Annotated in this window: 15 protein-coding genes; 8 read left to right on the plus strand and 7 right to left on the minus strand. The window is 67.0% G+C overall.

Annotated elements, in window-relative coordinates; genetic code table 11:
• Window positions 1-240 precede the first annotated feature (240 nt).
• Together pdxY and N5J73_RS18535 are read left to right on the plus strand one after the other, a co-directional pair.
• On the plus strand, window positions 241-1,149 hold the full coding sequence (gene pdxY, locus N5J73_RS18530) for a pyridoxal kinase (protein WP_049445735.1): 909 nt from the start codon (window positions 241-243) through the stop codon (window positions 1,147-1,149).
• Window positions 1,146-2,270, plus strand: a complete 1,125-nt coding sequence (locus N5J73_RS18535; protein ID WP_049445737.1) for a prephenate dehydrogenase — start codon at window positions 1,146-1,148, stop codon at window positions 2,268-2,270. Before pdxY ends, N5J73_RS18535 begins: the two co-directional genes overlap by 4 nt.
• Window positions 2,271-2,539: 269 nt before the next feature.
• On the opposite strand, the gene N5J73_RS18540 is transcribed toward N5J73_RS18535, so the two are convergent.
• The 5 genes from N5J73_RS18540 to N5J73_RS18560 form a co-directional block, all read right to left on the minus strand.
• The gene (locus N5J73_RS18540) at window positions 2,540-2,734 is read right to left on the minus strand and encodes a hypothetical protein (RefSeq protein ID WP_005409247.1); all 195 of its coding nucleotides are present in this window, start codon (window positions 2,732-2,734) and stop codon (window positions 2,540-2,542) included.
• A gap of 70 nt (window positions 2,735-2,804) precedes the next feature.
• On the minus strand, window positions 2,805-4,577 hold the full coding sequence (locus N5J73_RS18545) for an ABC transporter transmembrane domain-containing protein (RefSeq protein ID WP_049445738.1): 1,773 nt from the start codon (window positions 4,575-4,577) through the stop codon (window positions 2,805-2,807).
• Window positions 4,570-5,166: a YigZ family protein gene (locus tag N5J73_RS18550; protein WP_049445757.1), complete on the minus strand. Its 597-nt coding sequence runs from the start codon at window positions 5,164-5,166 to the stop codon at window positions 4,570-4,572. Before N5J73_RS18550 ends, N5J73_RS18545 begins: the two co-directional genes overlap by 8 nt.
• A gap of 40 nt (window positions 5,167-5,206) precedes the next feature.
• Entirely contained in the window at window positions 5,207-6,211 is a 1,005-nt protein-coding gene (locus tag N5J73_RS18555; RefSeq protein WP_049445740.1) for a hypothetical protein, read from the minus strand.
• The gene (locus N5J73_RS18560) at window positions 6,208-6,726 is read right to left on the minus strand and encodes an RNA polymerase sigma factor (RefSeq protein WP_229301621.1); all 519 of its coding nucleotides are present in this window, start codon (window positions 6,724-6,726) and stop codon (window positions 6,208-6,210) included. The genes N5J73_RS18555 and N5J73_RS18560 overlap by 4 nt, the downstream gene beginning before the upstream one ends.
• A 247-nt stretch (window positions 6,727-6,973) precedes the next feature.
• Here N5J73_RS18560 and N5J73_RS18565 point away from each other — a divergent pair, with 247 nt between their 5' ends.
• Window positions 6,974-9,817, plus strand: coding sequence for an EAL domain-containing protein (locus N5J73_RS18565; protein WP_049445743.1), 2,844 nt, complete (start codon window positions 6,974-6,976; stop codon window positions 9,815-9,817).
• 19 nt (window positions 9,818-9,836) lie between these two features.
• On the opposite strand, the gene N5J73_RS18570 is transcribed toward N5J73_RS18565, so the two are convergent.
• Window positions 9,837-10,430 (minus strand): TIGR00730 family Rossman fold protein, encoded by a 594-nt coding sequence (locus N5J73_RS18570; protein WP_049428514.1) that lies wholly within the window; start codon window positions 10,428-10,430, stop codon window positions 9,837-9,839.
• Between the two features lie 207 nt (window positions 10,431-10,637).
• A complete protein-coding gene (locus N5J73_RS18575; protein ID WP_049445745.1) occupies window positions 10,638-12,134 on the minus strand; it encodes an aminotransferase class III-fold pyridoxal phosphate-dependent enzyme in 1,497 nt (498 codons plus the stop codon).
• Window positions 12,135-12,344: 210 nt separating this feature from the next.
• Between N5J73_RS18575 and queA the strand changes: the two genes are divergently transcribed.
• The 5 genes from queA (at window position 12,345) to secF (ending at window position 18,041) form a co-directional block, all read left to right on the plus strand.
• On the plus strand, window positions 12,345-13,412 hold the full coding sequence (queA, locus tag N5J73_RS18580; protein WP_279941279.1) for a tRNA preQ1(34) S-adenosylmethionine ribosyltransferase-isomerase QueA: 1,068 nt from the start codon (window positions 12,345-12,347) through the stop codon (window positions 13,410-13,412).
• A 105-nt stretch (window positions 13,413-13,517) separates the two neighbouring features.
• The gene (gene tgt / locus N5J73_RS18585; protein WP_049445749.1) at window positions 13,518-14,648 is read left to right on the plus strand and encodes a tRNA guanosine(34) transglycosylase Tgt; all 1,131 of its coding nucleotides are present in this window, start codon (window positions 13,518-13,520) and stop codon (window positions 14,646-14,648) included.
• A 134-nt stretch (window positions 14,649-14,782) separates the two neighbouring features.
• The gene (yajC, locus tag N5J73_RS18590) at window positions 14,783-15,127 is read left to right on the plus strand and encodes a preprotein translocase subunit YajC (protein WP_005409257.1); all 345 of its coding nucleotides are present in this window, start codon (window positions 14,783-14,785) and stop codon (window positions 15,125-15,127) included.
• A gap of 61 nt (window positions 15,128-15,188) precedes the next feature.
• Window positions 15,189-17,045, plus strand: coding sequence for a protein translocase subunit SecD (gene secD, locus N5J73_RS18595; RefSeq protein WP_049445752.1), 1,857 nt, complete (start codon window positions 15,189-15,191; stop codon window positions 17,043-17,045).
• 15 nt (window positions 17,046-17,060) lie between these two features.
• Complete coding sequence (gene secF, locus N5J73_RS18600; RefSeq protein ID WP_049445754.1) at window positions 17,061-18,041, plus strand: protein translocase subunit SecF; 981 nt, start codon at window positions 17,061-17,063, stop codon at window positions 18,039-18,041.
• The last annotated feature ends 157 nt before the right edge of the window (window positions 18,042-18,198 follow it).

Genomic DNA, 18,198 nt, shown 5'->3' on the forward strand with positions numbered 1-18,198 from the left:
CAGCCGCAGTTACCAACAGCCGCTTGAACCTGTCGAAGGTGGGGCGGTGTCGGAGTGCGGGGTGTCAGCCGCATGGATGCGGCTGCCAAGCCTACAGGGACGTACTTGCGGCGTCCCCGCAGTCCGACACCGCCCCGCCAACCCACGGAATGCCGCTTTGGCTTTGGCCGTTGCCGTTGCATTGAGCAGGTGCAGGGCTGCAAGCCCTGCCGAAAACCCCCTTGGGCGTAGAATGCGGCCATGAGCGAATCCCTTGATAACCACCTGGTCCACGGCCGCCGCCAGCGGCCCGACGGCCCGTCGCCGATCGATGTCATCTCGGTCCAGTCGCAACTTGTCTACGGCCATGCCGGCAACAGCGCCGCCGTACCGCCGATGCGCGCGCTGGGCGTGCGTGTAGCCGAAATTCCGACCGTGCTGCTCAGCAACGCGCCGTTCTACGACACCACGCGTGGCCGCGTGCTGCCGGCCGACTGGTTCGCCGACCTGCTGCGGGGCACGCACGAACGCGGCCTGCCGCAGCGGGCGAAGATGCTCGTCTCCGGCTACTTCGGCAGCACCGCCAACGGTGCCGCCTTCGCAGACTGGCTGGACGACATCCTGCCGGCCTGCCCGCAGCTGCGTTACTGCCTGGATCCGGTGATTGGTGATACCCACACCGGTCCCTACGTGGAACCGGGACTGGAAGCGATCTTCGCCGAGCGCCTGCTGCCGCATGCCTGGCTGGTGACGCCGAACGCTTTCGAACTGAACCGCCTGACCGGCTTGCCGGCGCTGGCCGAGGCCGATGCCAGCGCCGCCGCGCGCACGCTGCTGGACCGTGGCCCGCACTGGGTGATCGCACACAGCGTGGGCGGCGACCCGGGTGAACTGGTGACCCTGGCGGTCGGCCGCGAGGAGACCTGGCGCTGGACCTCGCCCCTGCTGCCGGTGGATGTGGCCGGTACCGGCGACGTGCTGATGTCACTGGTGGTGTCGTTCCTGCTGCGCGGCGAATCGATGCAGCAGGCGATCTCGCGCGCGATTGCCGGCACCCATGCGGCGCTGGAGGCGACCCTCGACAACGGCTTCGAAGAGTTCGACGTGATTGCTGCAGCGCCGGCGGCGCTGGCCGAAGGAACGCGCTTCCGCGCCGAACGCGTGGCATGAGCGGCCTGGACCCACGCACGCCGCGCACGGTCGGCATCATCGGCAGTGCCGGCGCCTACGGGCGCTGGCTGACCCGCTTCTTCCAGCAGCACATGCAGCTGCAGGTGATCGGCCACGATCCGGCCGATCCGGACTCGCATACGCCGGAACAGCTGCTGGTGCAGGCTGACGTTCTGGTGTTCTCGGCACCGATCCGGCATACGCCGGCTCTGATTGCCGCGTACGTGCAGCAGTCGGCCGGCCGCGAGCAGGACCGGCTGTGGCTGGACGTGACCTCGGTAAAAGAAGCGCCGGTGCAGGCGATGTTGGCCTCTCAAGCCGAAGTGGTCGGCCTGCACCCGATGACCGCGCCGCCCAAGGCGCCGACCCTGAAGGGCCGGGTGATGGTGGTCTGCGAAGCGCGGCTGCGGCACTGGCAACCGTGGGTTGATACGCTGTGCACGGCGTTGCAGGCTGAGTACGTGCGCGCCACGCCGCAGCATCACGACCAGATGATGGCGCTGGTGCAGGCGATGGTGCATGCCACCCACCTGGCCCAGGCCGGTGTGCTGCGCAAGTACCAGCCGCAGCTGGGTGATCTGGCCGCGATGATGCCGTACCGCTCGGCATCGTTCGAGCTGGATACCGCGATCATCTCGCGCATCCTCTCGCTCAACCCGGCGATCTACGAGGACATCCAGTTCGGCAACCCGTACGTGGCGCCGATGCTGGAGCGCTTGATCGGTCAGCTGCAGACTCTGCAGGCGCAGGTCGGGCAGGGCGACGACAGTGCGCGCGGTGCATTCCGTGAGCAGCTGTTGTTGGCCAATCGCAATGCCTTCGGCGAGCAGGCACTGGCTGACGGCAACTACACGTTCGAACGCGTGGGTTACCTGTTGGCGGACCTGACCGAGCGCAATGCGCTGTCGGTGCATTTGCCGGAGGACCGGCCGGGCTCGCTGCGTGAACTGCTGAACGTGTTCGAGCAGCACCGCATCAGCCTGGCCTCGATCCATTCCTCACGCACGCCCGGGGGCGAGGTGCATTTCCGTATCGGATTCGTGGCCGGCAGTGATCCGACGGCGATCCGTCGGGCGGCGACCGAGGTGGACGCCAGCGGCATCGGACGGGTGCTGGGCTGAGCACATTCATCCACAGGTGGTGTGGATGGATTCTGAGCAAACATGTGGATAACCGCACGCAGCCCTTGGCAGCAAAGGCTGTCAAGATGCTTGGCGAAAAATTGACCATGCTTTTTTGTAGCGTCGAGCCATGCTCGACCGCCTTTGGCGAAAAGCGTGTCGACCAAGGTCGACACCTACCAGAAGCAAAAGGCGTGTCGACCAAGGTGGACACCCACCAGAGCGGGGCGGAACGAAATGCGGTAGCGCCGGGCCATGCCCGGCGAACCTCAGATCGTCAGCCTCAGCTCACCGCCACTGGTGGTGAACTCGCGGCCATCGCGCACCAGCGGCCGCCCGTCATCCAGCTCGTAGCGCGGCGTGGCTTCGGAATGGTGCCCACTGCCATTGGCCTCGGGCTTGAACTCGATGATGATGTGGCTTTCGCCATTGCTGTCGACGGCGGGGAACTGACGGAACGACATCGTGCACCTCCTTCAGCGGATGCTGCTGTTGCGCGGCCAGCTTGGCCGCGCCGATGTTAGCCGGACGTCATCAATCGATGAACTGCAGGCGTGCGAGTTCAGCGTACAGACCACCTTCGGCCAGCAGCTGTGCATGCGTGCCCTCGGCGACGATGCGGCCCTGGTCCATCACCACGATGCGGTCGGCCTTGAGTACGGTGGCCAGGCGATGGGCGATGACCAGCGTGGTGCGGCCCGCCATGAGCCGCTCCAGCGCCTGCTGCACGCTGTGCTCGCTCTGCGCATCCAGCGCGCTGGTGGCTTCATCCAGCAGCAGGATCGGTGCGTCCTTCAGCAGCGCACGGGCAATCGCCACACGCTGCTGCTGGCCACCGGACAGGCGGGCACCGCGCTCTCCCAGCTCGCTGTCATAGCCCTGCGGCAAGGCGCGCAGGAAACCGTCGGCCTCGGCCGCTCGTGCGGCATCCTCGACCTCGGCATCGCTGGCCTGCAGGCGGCCATAGCGGATGTTGTCGCGCGCACTGGCCGCGAACAGGGTGGGCTGCTGTGGCACCAGCGCCAGCTGCGCACGCAGTTCGGCCGGGTCGACCTGGCGCACGTCGATGCCGTCCACGTCGATGCGGCCGCTGGCTGGATCATGGAAGCGCAGCAGCATCGAAAGCACCGTGCTCTTGCCTGCCCCCGACGGACCCACCAGCGCCACGGTCTCGCCGGGGCGCACGTGCAGGTTGAAGTGGTCCAGGGCGGCCTGGTCGGGTCGCTGCGGGTAGTGGAACACCACGTCGTTGAACTGGATCTCGCCACGCAGCGGCTGCGGCAGCGCGTGCGGCTGGGCCGGCGCGCGGATCTCGATGTCTTCCTGCAACAGTTCGCCGATGCGGCCCATGCCGCCGGCCGCGCGCTGCAGCTCGTTCCATACTTCGGCCAGGGCGCCCACCGAGCCGCCGCCGATCAAGGCATACAGCACGAACTGGCCCAGCGTACCGGCACTGAGGCGGCCGTCGATGACATCGTGCGCGCCCAGCCACAGCACACCGACGATGGCGCCGAACACCAGCAGGATGGCGCTGGCGGTGACCAGCGACTGCGCGCCGATGCGGCGGCGGGCGGCACCGATGGCATCACCAAGTGCCTTGTCGAAGCGCCCGCGCTCGTACGGCTCGCGTGCATGTGCCTGCACCGTGCGTACCGCGCCCAGCGTCTCGCTGGCCAGGCTGTTGGCATCGGCGATGCGGTCCTGGCTGTTGCGTGCAACCGTGCGCAGCTTGCGTGCGCCGATGATGATGGGCAGCACCGCCAGCGGAATGCCGAGCAGCGACCATGCGGCCAGCCGCGGGCTGGTGACGAACAGCATCGCCAGACTGCCGATGACAGTGACCGTGCTGCGCAGGGCCACCGACATGGTCGAGCCGACCACGCTGCGCAGAAGTTCAGTGTCCGCAGTCAGGCGCGAGACCAGCTCTCCGCTGCGGCTGCGGTCGTGGAAGCCAGCGCCCAGTTGGATCAGGTGGGCATACAGCTGGCTGCGCAGGTCGGCGACGACCTTTTCGCCCAGCAGCGATACAAAGTAAAAGCGCGCGGCGGTGCCCAGTGCCATCACCACCGCCACCAGCATCAGCAGGGCAAAGGCACGGTTGATCTGACCGCCGCTGCTGAAACCGTGATCGATCATCTGCTTCACGGCCGGCGGCAGGCTCAGCGTCGCCGCCGAAGACACCGCCAGGGCCAGCAGCCAGGCGGTGAACAGGCCGCTGTGGCGGCGCACGAACGGCCACAGCGTGCGCAGGCTGCCGAGGCGGCGCAGCGGCGGGGTCGAAGCGGGGGCGTCGTCCTTGTCAGTCATCCTGGATGTCGTCTTCTATGCGGATACGGTCACGGGTGGCGTCGCGCAGGCGGATTTTCAATGCATCGACCTGATCGGCAGGCAATTCAATCCGCAGGCACACGCCATTGGCATCGAACTGTTCATCGCGCTTCCCGGCGCCGAAGGCGGGCAGGGCGGCATGCAGGGTACCCAGGTCCTCGAAGCCAGCCAGCAGCTGCAGGCGGGACACGGCGATCAGCGGCAGGCGTGGCGCGGTACGCAGGCACTCGGCTGCGGCGCCGCCATAGGCGCGCACCAGTCCGCCGGCGCCGAGCTTGATGCCGCCGAACCAGCGCGTCACCACCACCATCACCCGGTCGAAGCCTTGGCCATCAATGGCAGCCAGGATCGGTCGCCCGGCGGTGCCCGCCGGTTCGCCATCGTCGCTGGAGCGGTAATCCTGCCCGTGCCGGTATGCCCAGCAGTTGTGCGTGGCATCGGCCACTGCAACCTGCTGCAGGAACGCCATCGCCGCCACACCACCGTCGATCGGCGTGGCATGGGCGATGAAACGGCTGTGCTTGACTTCCAGCGTATGGCTGACCGGCTGGGCGAGAGTATCGGGCATTGCCACCATTCTACGGTGTTGCTCCCGATTTCCGTGGCACTCAGTCGTCCAGCAGCGGGCGCAGGTCGCGCGGCAGGCGCGATTCCGGGTATTGCTGGATGTAGCGTTCCAGGCTGGCGCGGGCGAGGTCGCGCTGGCCCTCATCGCGGCGTTCGCGGATCTTTTCCAGCCATTGCCGGCGCGGCAGGCGCGCATCGGCGCTCACTTCAGCCTGCACCGCATCCGCGCTCAGGCCCGCATCGCTGCTGCGCTGCATGACGCCGGGCGCAGAACGGCGGGGCGCCTCGCGCTTCATCGAGGTGATTTCGACCCGGTCCTGCATCATCGCGGATTCGCCGTCGGCAGCATTGGCGACCGGCGCGGCTGCCGTACGCGGCTTCAACGCGGCTGCCGGAGCCGGAGCGAACGTCGGTGCCGGTGCCGAGTACGCCACAGGAGCGGGTGGCGCAGGAGGGGCCGCGGCCGGGGAGGGCGGCAGCGCTGCGAACGAAGTGTCGGTGGCGGCCTCTGCAGCCATCGACCGTGCAGCCGGTGCCGGTGGTTGAGGCGCTTCCATCGGTGCAGGTTGGCGCGCGCGCGCGGTGGCAGGTGCAGGGGTATCGGCGCCCGGCGGCGCAGCCGCTTCTGGGGCTGCAGGCGGCGCTGCCGGCGTTGCTGCCGGTTCTGCAGCTGCAGTCGCGCTGTCGGCCGCACGGCTTTCAGCAGTCTGGTCGGCGGCGGCAATTTCGGCGTTGGCCGGTGCCGGGGCAACCGCGGTCTCACCGGCAGGAATCGGGGGCGGTTCCGGGCGCAGCTGCCAGGCGATGCCGATGGCGAACACCATCGAGGCGGCGATGCCGAACACCGCAGGCCAGCGCGGACGGGTGCGCCGCACGCGGGGCGCGTCCGGCAAGGCGGTGGCATCGGCAGCCGGAGCATCCACGGCGGCACGGGCCGCGGCCAGAATGGCGGTGTCCAGTGCAGCCGGCGGTGCCTGTTCGGCGCGACGGCCGAGCAGGCGGGACAGCTCGCGTTCTTCCGGCGTCAGTGGTTCGTCTCGGTTCATGCGTTCAATCCCGCACGCAGCTTGTCCATCGCATAGCGCAGCCGCGATTTCACGGTTTCCCGGCCTACGCCGGTGATCTGGCCGATCTCCTCCAGGCTCAGTTCCTGATCCAGCCGCAGCTGCAGCACTTCGCGCTGTTCCGGCGGCAGTTGCTCCATCGCCAGCTGGATGCGGCGACGTTGTTCGAATTCGGATAGCTCGCCTTCCGGAGTCTGCCCATCCTCGATCGCGGCCAGGCGCAGATCGGCGTCGGCCGGCGCGGCGGGGCGATGACGGGCGGCACGCCAATGGTCATTCAGGCGGTTGTGGGCGATGCGGAACAGCCAGGTGCTGAACGCTGCCTCGGGCTGCCAGCCGGCGCGGGCGCTGATCACCCGCTGCCAGACGTCCTGGAAGATCTCCTCGGCCAGCGCGTTGTCGCGCAGTTGCCGCAGCAGGAAGCCGAACAGGCGCTTGCGGTGGCGCGCATACAGGCTTTCGAAAGCGCGCAGGTCGCCACCGGCCCAGGCCAGCATCAAGGCTTCATCGGTTGGCAGTGCGCTGGCTTCCACGGCGTACAGGGTAAGGCCTGCGGGCGATGGCGCAAAGCCGGTGGCGGGGGCGGGCAGGGCGAGGGTCATGGCTCGGATGGGGCTACGGACAGCAGGAAAAACGTACGGGTGCACGATTCGGGGTTTACGGGCTTCCATTGCCCCCCGGGTGGCGCGCTATGCTCGGCGGCTCAGGGGAGGCGACGCACAGACGGCGCCAAGAGATTGTCATTTGTCCACGCATGCTGAACCGGCGGAAGAGTCACCACACGAGGCCGTGCTGAGCACGGCGCTGGTGCGCGCGTTGCATGCGCTTTTGCCGGAAACGGCCGTGGTCCGCGTTGGCTGGGACGACCCGCAGCTCGGTCGTGGCCAGGGCGGCTGGCCGTCGCCAGCGGTTGCCGGCCAGGGGGCTGCGGAGCCGGGAATCGGCGAGGGTCAGCATGGCTGGGAATACGACGGTGCGCGGTTGCTGTTGTCGGTAGCCGGGGCGGCGCCTTCGCCAGCATGGTGGGGGGTTGCCCGGCAGGCGATGGAACTGGCGCTGCAGCGCGGCCGCCAAGCCGGCCAGATCAAGGCACTGGAAGAGGCCGAGCGGCTGCAGCAGGCCCTGTTCCAGATTGCCGATCTGGCCGGTGCCGATCTGGAAATGCCCGAGATGCTGCGCCACGTGCATGGTGTGCTGGGCACGCTGATGTATGCCGAGAACTGCTACATCGTGGAATACGACGATGTGCGCGACCAGATCCGGTTCCTGTACTTTGCCGATCAGGTCGATGACTTCGTCGCCGATCCCACGCAGAGCCATGACGCCAGCGAGATGCCGCGCAGCCTGACCGTGGCGCTGCTGCGCCATGGCAAGCCGCTCAGTGGCCCTTCGCGCAAACTGCTGGCGCAGGTGATGGAACAGGAGCATGACCCGCAGCGCGGTCCCGAAAGCCTGGACTGGCTGGGCGTGCCGATGCTGCGCGATGGCCGCGTCTGCGGTGCCATCGTGGTGCAGAGCTATGAGCATGCCGCGCGCTATGGCGAAGCAGAGCGGGCCCTGCTGGGATTCGTTGCCCAGCACGTGCAGACCGCGATGGACCGGCGCCAGGCGCAGGTGCGGCTGGAGCAGCAGGTGGAGCGGCGCACCCAGGAACTGCAGCGCGCCAACCACAGCCTGCAGGACGAGGTGGCCGAGCGTCGCCGCGCCGAACAGCTGCAGACCGCCCTGTACAACATCGCCGAGATGGCAATGTCGGCCGACAGCCTGGCCCAGTTCTATGGGCAGGTGCATGGGGTGGTCGGGCGCCTGCTCGACGCACGCAATTTCTACATTGCCCTGGTCAACCCGGCCGGCAACGGCCTGGACTTCGTGTATTCGGTGGACGAGCACAACGCCAGCCGCGCGCCACGGCCCTTCAGCCGGGGCCTGACCGAATACGTGGTGCGCAACCGGCGGCCACTGTTGGCGTCACGCGCGCAGATCGATGCGTTGCTGGCCAGTGGCGAAGTGCGTGAATCCGGTGCGCGTTCGCATTGCTGGCTGGGCGTACCGCTGTTGCGCGACGACGAAGTGGTTGGTGCGATCGTGGTGCAGAGCTACAGCGAGAACAGCATTTTCAGCGTGCATGACCAGCGCCTGTTGACCTTCGTCGCGCAGAACATCGGTACCGGCCTGGCGCGTCAGCGCGACCAGCAACGCCTGCGCTCGGCGCATGCCGAGCTGGAGAAACGCGTGGAGGAGCGCACGCGCGAACTGGCCGAGGTCAACGAAAAGCTGCTCGGCCAGATCGGCGAGCGCCTGCGCGCCGAACAGCGCCTGACCCACCAGGCCATGCACGATGCGCTGACCGGCCTGCCCAACCGCCTGCACCTGCTGGACCGCCTGCAGGATGCGCTGGCGCTGGCCAAGCGCGAGGGCGGACCGGTGTTCGCCGTACTGTTCCTCGATCTGGACCGCTTCAAGCTGGTCAACGACAGCATCGGCCACGCCGCCGGCGACCGCATGCTGGTGGAAGTGGCCAAGCGCATCGTTTCGATGGCCGGCACCGAGGACGTGGTGGCCCGCCTGGGCGGGGACGAATTCGCGGTGCTGCTGCAGTGCCCGCAGGGCCTGGCGCAGGCGTTGGATTTCGGCCAGCGCCTGCTGCTGGCCCTGCAGGAATCGATGTGGATCGCCGGACGCGAGCTGTTCCCGTCCGGCAGCCTCGGCATTGCCTTGTGGAACCCGCGCTACCGGACCGGTGAGGAGCTGCTGCGAGACGCCGATGCGGCGATGTACCGCGCCAAGGCGCAGGGGCATGATCGTTGCGCGATCTTCGACGAGGACATGCGCGAGCAGGCCATGCGCAGCCTTGATCTGGAAGCCGACCTGCGGCGTGCGATCAACAACCACGACTTCGTGCCGTTCTACCAGCCGATCGTGCGTCTGTCCGACGGCGAGGTGGTGGGTCACGAGGCGTTGCTGCGCTGGCAGCACGAGCGCCGTGGCCTGCTGCTGCCAGGCGCGTTCCTGGAGCTGGGCGAGGAGAGCGGCCTGATCGAACAGGTCGACTGGCTGATCTACGAACAGGTCATCGCCGGCCTGGCCAAAGGCGGGCACAGCTACGTATCGGTGAACGTATCGCCGCGTCATTTCCGCTCCGCGGAGTTCAGCGGCCGACTGTTCGGCCTGCTGGACGAGTACGGCGCCGATCCGCAGCGGCTGCGGCTGGAGATCACCGAGGTCGCGCTGCTGGATGATGGTCCGCACACCCTGCGCATCCTGCAGGGCCTGCGCGAACGTGGCATCCAGGTGCAGCTGGACGATTTCGGTACCGGCTTCTCGGCACTGTCCTACCTGCACCGCTTCCCGATCAGCACGCTGAAGATCGACCAGAGCTTCATCGCTGGCCTGCATGGGCCGGAAGTGCAGAGCACGCGTGCGCTGGTCGAGGGCGTGCTGTCGTTGGCGCGTACGCTGGGCATCGAGACCATCGGTGAGGGCATCGAAACCGAGGCACAGCAGCAGACACTGCGCGAGCTCGGCTGCGACTACGGCCAGGGCTATCTGCTGGGGCGGCCCGCACCATGGAGCTGCGCGGCGGTCTGAGCCGCCGCGCAGGAAGGCATCAGCGCAGGGCGGCGCGACGTTTCTCGTCGATCCACTTCGAGGCTTGGGCCGGCTGGTAGTTCTTCATCCACTCCAGCATCTCTTCGATGTCCGAGCCGTACCACAGGTCCTGGCGCTGGTCCGGGTGCAGGAAGCGCTCTTCCACCATGCGGTCGATCATGCCGATCAGCGGGGCATAGAAGCCTTCCACGTCGAGGAATGCGCACGGCTTGTTGCCGATGCCCAGCTGGCGCCAGGTCAGCATCTCGAAAATCTCTTCCATGGTGCCGAAGCCGCCGGGCAGGGTGACGAAGCCATCGGCGAGGTCGAACATGCGCGACTTGCGCTCATGCATCGAACCGACAATTTCCAGTTCGGTCAGGCCGCGGTGGGCCACTTCCCAGTCAGCCAGCTGGCGCGGAATCACACCGGTCACCTCACCACCCGCGGCGAGCACCGCATTGGCCACGGTTCCCATCAGGCCGACGTTGCCGCCGCCGTACACCAGGCGCAGGCCGTCACGGGCGATGCGGTCGCCCAGTGCAATGGCGCGTTCGGTATAGGCCGGCTTGCTGCCGGCGTTGGAACCACAGTACACACAGATCGATTTCATGGATCTTCCTGTCTCTTGGCCGGAAACGAAAACGCCCCGTCGCCGACCGCAGAGCGGTCAGGGACGGGGTGTCCTTGGATTATGAGCCCTTCTGTAGAGCCGAGCCATGCTCGGCTGCTCTTCGTTCAGTAGAGTCGAGCTCGCTCGACTATCGCGTTGCCTGAACGAAGTGCAGTCGAGCAAGCTCGACTCTACAAAGAACGAGGCTTACGCGGCAGCGGCCTGTTCGCGGCGCGGGCCTTCACGCAGCGCGCGGCCGACCATGCCCACCAGCAGGTCCAGCTCCTCGCTGTCCATGCCGAAGTGCGGGGTGAAGCGCAGCGAGTTCTCGCCACCGTGGATCACGTTGATGCCATGCTGGCGCAGCCATTCCTCGGTGGAATTGGCGCCGTAGCACTTGAACTGCGGCGCCAGCTCGCAGGAGAACAGCAGGCCGGTGCCCTGCACCTTGGTGATCAGGCCGCCCAGTTCGCTCTTGAGCTGCTCCAGCTTGCGCACCGCCTCGGCACCGCGCTCGGCGATGTTGGCGCGCACCTGTGGGGTCAGCTGGGCCAGGGTGGCACAGGCCACGTCCAGTGCACGCGGGTTGCTGGTCATGGTGTTGCCATAGATGCCCTTGCGGTACAGCTGCGCGGCATGCTCGGTCACCGCCAGCACCGACAGCGGGTACTGCGCGGCGTTCAGCGCCTTCGAATAGGTTTCCATGTCCGGCGGGTCCAGGCCTTCGAAGCCCGGGTAATCGACCACCGAGAGCACGCCATGCGCACGCAGGCCGGCCTGGATCGAGTCGAGCAGCAGCAGGCTGCCATGCGCACGGGTCAGTTCGCGGGCCACGGCGTAGAACGACGGCGGCACCGAGCGGCCCGGGTCGCCTTCGCCCATCACCGGCTCCAGGAACACCGCCTCGATGAACCACTGGTTGCGTGCGGCGTCCTCGAACACCTTGCGCAGGCCAGCCTCATCGTACGGCGCCACGGTGATCACCGAATCCTCGCCACGGTAGCTGGCCAGGTGCTGCATGTAGCTCTTGCGGCTGGAATCGGAATACAGGGCAGGGCGGTCGGTACGACCATGGAAGCTGCCCTTGACCACCACGCGCTTGATCGCAGCGCCAGCGTGGCGCGCACCCGGGTCGGTCTGCAGCTTGGCGTTGACGTCGGCGATGCGCGCGGCCAGGCCGACCGCTTCGGAGCCGGAATTCAGGCACATGAAACGGGCGAACGGGCAGCCGCCACGGCGGTGGCCGATCTCGGCGCGCAGGGCGGTGATGAAGCGCTGCTGCGACAGGCTGGGGGTCATGATGTTGGCCATCACCTGCGGGCGGGCCATTGCCTCCAGCACGGCGCCCGGGGTGTGCCCGAAGCCGAGCATGCCGTAGCCGCCAGCGTCGTACAGCACGGCGCCCTTCAGGGTGACTACCCACGGGCCGCGCGCAGCCAGTGCCACGTAAGGGGTCACCGCGTCATCGGCGTAGAAATTGACGAAGCCGTCCTGCATCGCGTCGATCTGCGCCTGTTCGTCCTGCGCCAGCAGCGGCCCCAGGTCGGCCTGCACGCGCGCGAATTCCTCGGCGGCGGCGTCCACCGCGGCGATCAGCTGCGGGTGGTTGGCGGACAGGGCGGTCAGGGTGGCATCGTCCAGGCCGGAGGTGAGGCGGGTGCCGGGCTGGTTGCGCAGGGGGGCGAGGCGTTCGATGAAGCTCATTGCAGATCTCCTGAAACAATGGGTCGCACGGGTCTTCAAAAGCAAAACGCGCGTCATCACGCGCGCTTGGGGCAGGCTCGTGCAGCGGACTTCCGGCTCGATGCTAGCACTTGTTTTTTTGCGCGATAACCCCGCAAAAGCCTGCTGCATAGCAGCATTTTGCGCGACGTTCGCCGCGAAGTGCGCCGGCTCGCAGACGCTGGACGTACAATGCGCGCCATTGTCGACCTGTTGCCGCCCACTGCCTTGAAGAAGTCCGATTTCCACTACGACCTGCCGGCTGAACTGATCGCGCAGGCACCTCTGGCCGAACGTTCCGCAAGCCGCCTGCTGCTGGTACCGCCGGCGCCCGATGCTTTCACCGATCTGCAGGTGCGCGACCTGCCGTCGCTGCTGCAGCCGGGCGACCTGCTGGTGTTCAACGACACCCGGGTGATCCCGGCGCGCCTGTTCGGGCAGAAGGCCAGCGGCGGCCGCGTCGAGATCCTGATCGAGCGCCTGCTCGGCGGCCAGCAGGCACGTGCCCAGGTGGGCGCCAGCAAGTCGCCGAAGGCCGGCAGCCGCATCGCGCTGGATGCCGGTGGTGAAGCCGAGGTGCTGGGCCGCGATGGCGAGTTCTACGTGCTGCAGTTCCATGTGCCGGAATCGCTGGAACAGTGGCTGCTGCACGCCGGTCGCCTGCCGCTGCCACCCTACATCCAGCGCGAGCCGGGCGTGGACGACCGCGAGCGCTACCAGACCGTGTTCGCGCGCGAAGTGGGCGCGGTGGCGGCGCCGACCGCCGGCCTGCATTTCGACGAACCGCTGCTGGCCGCGCTGAAGGACAAGGGCGTGGACTTCGGCCACGTCACGCTGCACGTGGGTGCGGGTACGTTCCAGCCGGTGCGTGCCGATGACCTGAAGGACCACGTGATGCACCGCGAGTGGCTGAACGTCGGCGCTGAGCTGGTGCAGCAGGTGCGGCGCGCGCGCGCCGCCGGCGGCCGGGTGATCGGCGTCGGCACCACCGTGGTGCGCGCGCTGGAAAGCGCGATGCGTGATGGCGAACTGCTGCCGTTTGCCGGTGAAACGCAGATCTTCATCACCCCGGGCTACCGCATCCGCAGCGTCGACGCGATGGTGACCAACTTCCACCTGCCGGAAAGCACCCTGCTGATGATGATTTCCGCGTTTGCCGGCAAGGAACGCGTGTTCGAGGCCTACCATCACGCGATCGAGCAGCGCTACCGCTTCTTCAGCTACGGCGACGCGATGCTGCTGTTCCCGCAGGCCGACTGAAGAGGCTGGAGGCTCTGGGAGGGCGGAGACCCCTGTAGGCGCGCACCTTGGTGCGCACGCCTTCTTGGGAGACAATGGGCAACTATTTGCCCGAATGACCGCTCCATGTCCCGATTGCAGTTCCAGCTCCAGACCCACGACGGCCGTGCCCGCCGTGGCCGCCTGACCTTCCCGCGTGGCACGGTGGAAACGCCGGCCTTCATGCCGGTGGGGACCTATGGCTCGGTCAAGGGCATCCTGCCGGACCAGGTGCGTGCGCTGGGCGCCGAGATCATCCTCGGCAACACCTTCCACCTGTACCTGCGCCCGGGCCTGGACATCATCGCCGACCACGGCGGCCTGCACGGCTTCTGCCGCTGGGATGGCCCGATCCTGACCGACTCCGGCGGCTTCCAGGTGTTCTCGCTGGCCCACCGCCGCAAGATCACCGAGCAGGGCGTGACCTTCGCCTCGCCCACCGATGGTGCCCGCGTGTTCCTGGGCCCGGAAGAGAGCATGAAGATCCAGAAGGTGCTCGATTCGGACGTGGTGATGATCTTCGACGAGTGCACCCCTTACCCGGCCACCGAGGATGTGGCGCGCCGCTCGATGGAGCTGAGCCTGCGCTGGGCCCAGCGCAGCCGCAACGCGCATGACGAGCTCGGCAACGACGCGGCCCTGTTCGGCATCGTCCAGGGGGGCGTGCACACCGACCTGCGCAGCCGTTCGGCCGAGGCCCTGCAGGCGATCGGCTTTGACGGCTACGCCATCGGCGGCCTGGCCGTGGGCGAGCCGGAGCACGAGCGCAACGCCATGCTCGACCACCTGGACCCGGAGCTGCCGGGCGACCGTCCGCGCTACCTGATGGGTGTGGGCCGGCCGGAGGATCTGGTCGAGGGTGTCGCACGTGGCGTGGACATGTTCGACTGCGTGATGCCGACCCGCAATGCGCGCAACGGCCACTATTTCACCTCGTTCGGCACCGTCCGCATCCGCAACTCCCAGTACGCGCGCGACATGGACCCGATCGAGCCGGGCTGCGGCTGCGTGGCCTGCACTGGTGGCTACACCCGTTCCTACCTGCGCCACCTGGACCGCTGCAACGAGATGCTGGCGCCGATGCTGGGCACCTTGCACAACCTGTTCTATTACGAAAAGCTCATGGCCGACATCCGTGCGGCCATCGAGGCGGGAACCTTCCTGGCCTTCCGTGAGTCTTTCTACGCGGCACGCGGGGCGGTGGCCCCGCCCCTCTAGCCCGAACGCCCCCTGCCAAACGGCCCAAGGACGAACGCCCGGGGCCGTGGCATACTTCAAGGCTGACCCAGATCCGCGGTCGACACCTCGTGCCCGTGAAACGGCCGAAGCGCCGCCCAACCAAAGGACCAACGATGAACCTGCTTGCCTTCCTGATTCCCGCCGCCCACGCCCAGGCCGCCGGCGGCCAACCGCAGGGCATGGGCCTGACCACGCTGCTGTTCCCGGTCATCCTGATCGCCATCATGTACTTCCTGATGATCCGCCCGCAGATGAAGCGGCAGAAGGAGCACAAGGCCATGCTGGAGAAGATCAAGCGTGGCGATGAAGTGCTGACCAATGGCGGCATCGCCGGCATCGTCACCGACATCGGCGACAACTTCATCACCATTGAAGTGGCTGACAACGTGCGCATCCGCGTGCAGAAGGGCGCTGTCGGCAACGTGCTGCCGGCCGGTACCCTGAAGTCGGCCCAGTAAGCCACTCCCTTTCCGATGCACAACCGCGGCGCCGGGGATGGCGCCGCGCGGGACCCAAGCAATGCTCGAATTTCCACGCTGGAAGTACGTCGTCATCCTGATCGTACTGGCGCTCAGTGCGCTGTACGCGCTGCCCAACATCTACCAGAAGGACCCGGCCCTCCAGATCACCGCCAACCGTGGCGGGCAGATCGACGATGCGCTGCGCGACCGTGTGCTGGCCGACCTGAAGACGGCCGGTGTAACCCCCGTCGGTGTCGAGAAGGAAGGGGAAAGCCTGATTGTCCGCCTGCCGGACCTGAAGGCGCAGTCCGCTGCCAGCGACGCCCTGCGTGACACCGTCGGCGAGAAGTACACCGTGGCCCTGAACCTGGCCTCGACCGTGCCGGACTGGCTGGCCAAACTCGGTGGCCGCCCGATGGTGCTGGGCCTGGACCTGCAGGGCGGCGTGCACTTCGTGCTGCAGGTCGACCAGAAGGCGGCTCTGGACAAGCGTCTGGACGCCTATACCGAAGACGTGCGCAGCACCCTGCGTGACGCGCGCATTCCTTACCAGTCGGTGGAACGCCGTGCTGACAACAGCATCGTGGCCAACCTGAGCCCGTCGGCGGGTGACGATGCCGCGCAGCGTGCCCGCGCCGCGCTGGTCAAGGCGCAGCCGACCCTTGGCTACGACGTCAGCGGCAACCGCATCACGGTCACCGTGCCGGACGCCGAGATCGCACAGATCGCCAACGGTGCCATCGAGCAGAACATCAACACCCTGCGCAACCGTGTGAACCAGCTGGGCGTGGCCGAGCCGATCATCCAGCGCCAGGGTGCCGACCGCGTGGTCGTGCAGCTGCCGGGCGTGCAGGACACCGCCGAAGCCAAGCGCATGATCGGCGCCACCGCTACCCTGGAGTACCGTGCGGTGGTTGAAGGCAACGCGCAGGATGCCATCGCCGCCGGCCGCATCCCGCCGGAAGCGAAGGTCTACCAGCAGCGTGACGGCCGCGGCCCGATCCTGCTGAACAAGCGCGTGATCGTCACCGGTGACCAGATGGTCGGCGCGCAGGCCGTGACCGATTCGAACAGCGGCTCCCCGGCGGTCAGCGTGACGCTGAACAATGTCGGTGGCCAGCGCATGTTCGACTTCACCAGCGCCAACGTGAACAAGCCGATGGCGGTGGTCTACACCGAACGCGTGCCGACCGTGACCGTCGTCGACGGCCAGGAAGTGCGTGGCTTCAAGGTCAACGAGGAAGTGATCTCGGTGGCCAACATCAACGGCGTGTTCGGCAAGAACTTCCAGACCACCGGTCTGCAGAAGAAGGAAGCCGAGGACCTGGCCAAGCTGCTGAAGTCCGGCTCGCTGGCCGCGCCGATGGACTTCGTCGAAGAGCGCGTGGTCGGCCCGAGCCTGGGTGCCGAGAACGTCAAGAACGGCATGCGCGCGGTGGTGTTCGCCTTCCTGTTCACCCTGGTGTTCTTCAGCGTCTACTACCGCATGTTCGGCGTGATCACCTCGATCGCGATGCTGTTCAACCTGTTGATCGTGGTGGCGGTGATGTCGCTGTTCGGCGCGACCATGACCCTGCCGGGCTTCGCTGGTCTGGCGTTGTCGGTCGGCCTGTCGGTGGACGCCAACGTGCTGATCAACGAGCGTATCCGTGAAGAGCTGCGTGCCGGCGTGCCGGGCAAGACCGCGATCGTGACCGGTTACGAGCGTGCTTCCGGCACCATCCTCGACGCCAACCTGACCGGCCTGATCGTCGGTGTGGCGCTGTTCGCATTCGGTACCGGTCCGCTGAAGGGCTTCGCGCTGACCATGATCATCGGTATTTTCGCCTCCATGTTCACCGCGATCACCGTATCGCGTGCGCTGGCGACGCTGATCTACGGCCGCCGCAAGAAGCTCCAGAACGTGGCCATCTGACGGGACGACACGCACATGAAACTGTTTCCGCTGCACATCCTCCCGAACGACACCAAGATCGACTTCATGCGCTGGCGCCATGTCGCGATGGTCGTCACGGTCATCGTGTTCCTGGCCTCGGTCGCCATCATCGGCATCAAGGGCTTCAACTACGCGCTGGACTTCACCGGCGGCACCCTGATCGAAGCCCGCTTCGACAAGGCCGTGGACGTCGAGCAGGTCCGTACCAAGCTTGAGGAAAGTGGCTTCGACGGTGCCCAGGTGCAGAGTGTCGGTGGCAACACCGATCTGCTGATCCGCCTGGCCCCGCACGGTGAGCACGCTGCCGGTACGGGCGACGCCGCGCACGAAGACAAGGCCACCGCCGCAGCCGTGGTGAAGGCCCTGTCCACTGCCGACAACCAGGCCACCGTGCTCCGCAACGAGTTCGTGGGTCCGCAGATCGGCAAGGACCTGGCGATGAATGGCCTGTACGCCACCATCTTCATGCTGGCCGGCTTCCTGATCTACATCGCGGTGCGCTTCGAATGGAAGTTCGCGGTCACCGCCAGCATCGTGGCGATGTTCGACCTGATCGTGACGGTGGCTTACGTGTCCCTGCTGGGCCGTGAGTTCGACCTGACCGTGCTGGCCGGCCTGCTGTCGGTGATGGGCTTTGCGATCAACGATCTGATCGTGGTCTTCGACCGCGTCCGCGAGAACTTCCGCAGCCTGCGCGTGGACTCGATGGAAGTGCTGAATCGTTCGATCAACCAGACGCTGTCGCGTACGGTGATCACCGCGGTGATGTTCTTCCTGTCGGCGCTTGCCCTGTACATGTACGGCGGCAGCTCGATGGAAGGCCTGGCCGAGACGCACATGATCGGTGCGGTGATCGTGGTGCTGTCCTCGATCCTGGTGGCGGTGCCGATGCTGACGATCGGTTTCCTGCGCGTCAGCAAGCAGGACCTGCTGCCGAAGGCGAAGGACGTCGAGGCCCTGGCCCGCCGCCCGTAAGCGTTCGCGCTGCACGCAACACGCAGAGAACCCCGCGCAAGCGGGGTTTTTTGTTGGCAGGGCTTGCAGCCCTGCACCTGCAGAGGCAACAGCAACAGCAACAGCAACAGCAACAGCGGGCATTCCGTGGATTGGTGGGGCGGTGTCGGAGTGCGGG

It is taken from the genome of Stenotrophomonas sp. GD03654, assembly GCF_029845105.1.
GTDB classification, from domain to species: Bacteria; Pseudomonadota; Gammaproteobacteria; order Xanthomonadales; family Xanthomonadaceae; genus Stenotrophomonas; species Stenotrophomonas africana.

Excerpts from the sequence above, each read along its gene's own strand:
- pdxY (WP_049445735.1), top strand. The coding sequence starts at position 241 with ATGAGCGAATCCCTTGATAACCACCTGGTCCACGGCCGCCGCCAGCGG.
- N5J73_RS18535 (WP_049445737.1), top strand. The coding sequence starts at position 1,146 with ATGAGCGGCCTGGACCCACGCACGCCGCGCACGGTCGGCATCATCGGC.
- N5J73_RS18540 (WP_005409247.1), bottom strand. The coding sequence starts at position 2,734 with ATGTCGTTCCGTCAGTTCCCCGCCGTCGACAGCAATGGCGAAAGCCAC.
- N5J73_RS18545 (WP_049445738.1), bottom strand. The coding sequence starts at position 4,577 with ATGACTGACAAGGACGACGCCCCCGCTTCGACCCCGCCGCTGCGCCGC.
- N5J73_RS18550 (WP_049445757.1), bottom strand. The coding sequence starts at position 5,166 with ATGCCCGATACTCTCGCCCAGCCGGTCAGCCATACGCTGGAAGTCAAG.
- N5J73_RS18555 (WP_049445740.1), bottom strand. The coding sequence starts at position 6,211 with ATGAACCGAGACGAACCACTGACGCCGGAAGAACGCGAGCTGTCCCGC.
- N5J73_RS18560 (WP_229301621.1), bottom strand. The coding sequence starts at position 6,726 with ATGCTGGCCTGGGCCGGTGGCGACCTGCGCGCTTTCGAAAGCCTGTAT.
- N5J73_RS18570 (WP_049428514.1), bottom strand. The coding sequence starts at position 10,430 with ATGAAATCGATCTGTGTGTACTGTGGTTCCAACGCCGGCAGCAAGCCG.
- N5J73_RS18575 (WP_049445745.1), bottom strand. The coding sequence starts at position 12,134 with ATGAGCTTCATCGAACGCCTCGCCCCCCTGCGCAACCAGCCCGGCACC.
- queA (WP_279941279.1), top strand. The coding sequence starts at position 12,345 with ATGCGCGCCATTGTCGACCTGTTGCCGCCCACTGCCTTGAAGAAGTCC.
- tgt (WP_049445749.1), top strand. The coding sequence starts at position 13,518 with ATGTCCCGATTGCAGTTCCAGCTCCAGACCCACGACGGCCGTGCCCGC.
- yajC (WP_005409257.1), top strand. The coding sequence starts at position 14,783 with ATGAACCTGCTTGCCTTCCTGATTCCCGCCGCCCACGCCCAGGCCGCC.
- secD (WP_049445752.1), top strand. The coding sequence starts at position 15,189 with ATGCTCGAATTTCCACGCTGGAAGTACGTCGTCATCCTGATCGTACTG.
- secF (WP_049445754.1), top strand. The coding sequence starts at position 17,061 with ATGAAACTGTTTCCGCTGCACATCCTCCCGAACGACACCAAGATCGAC.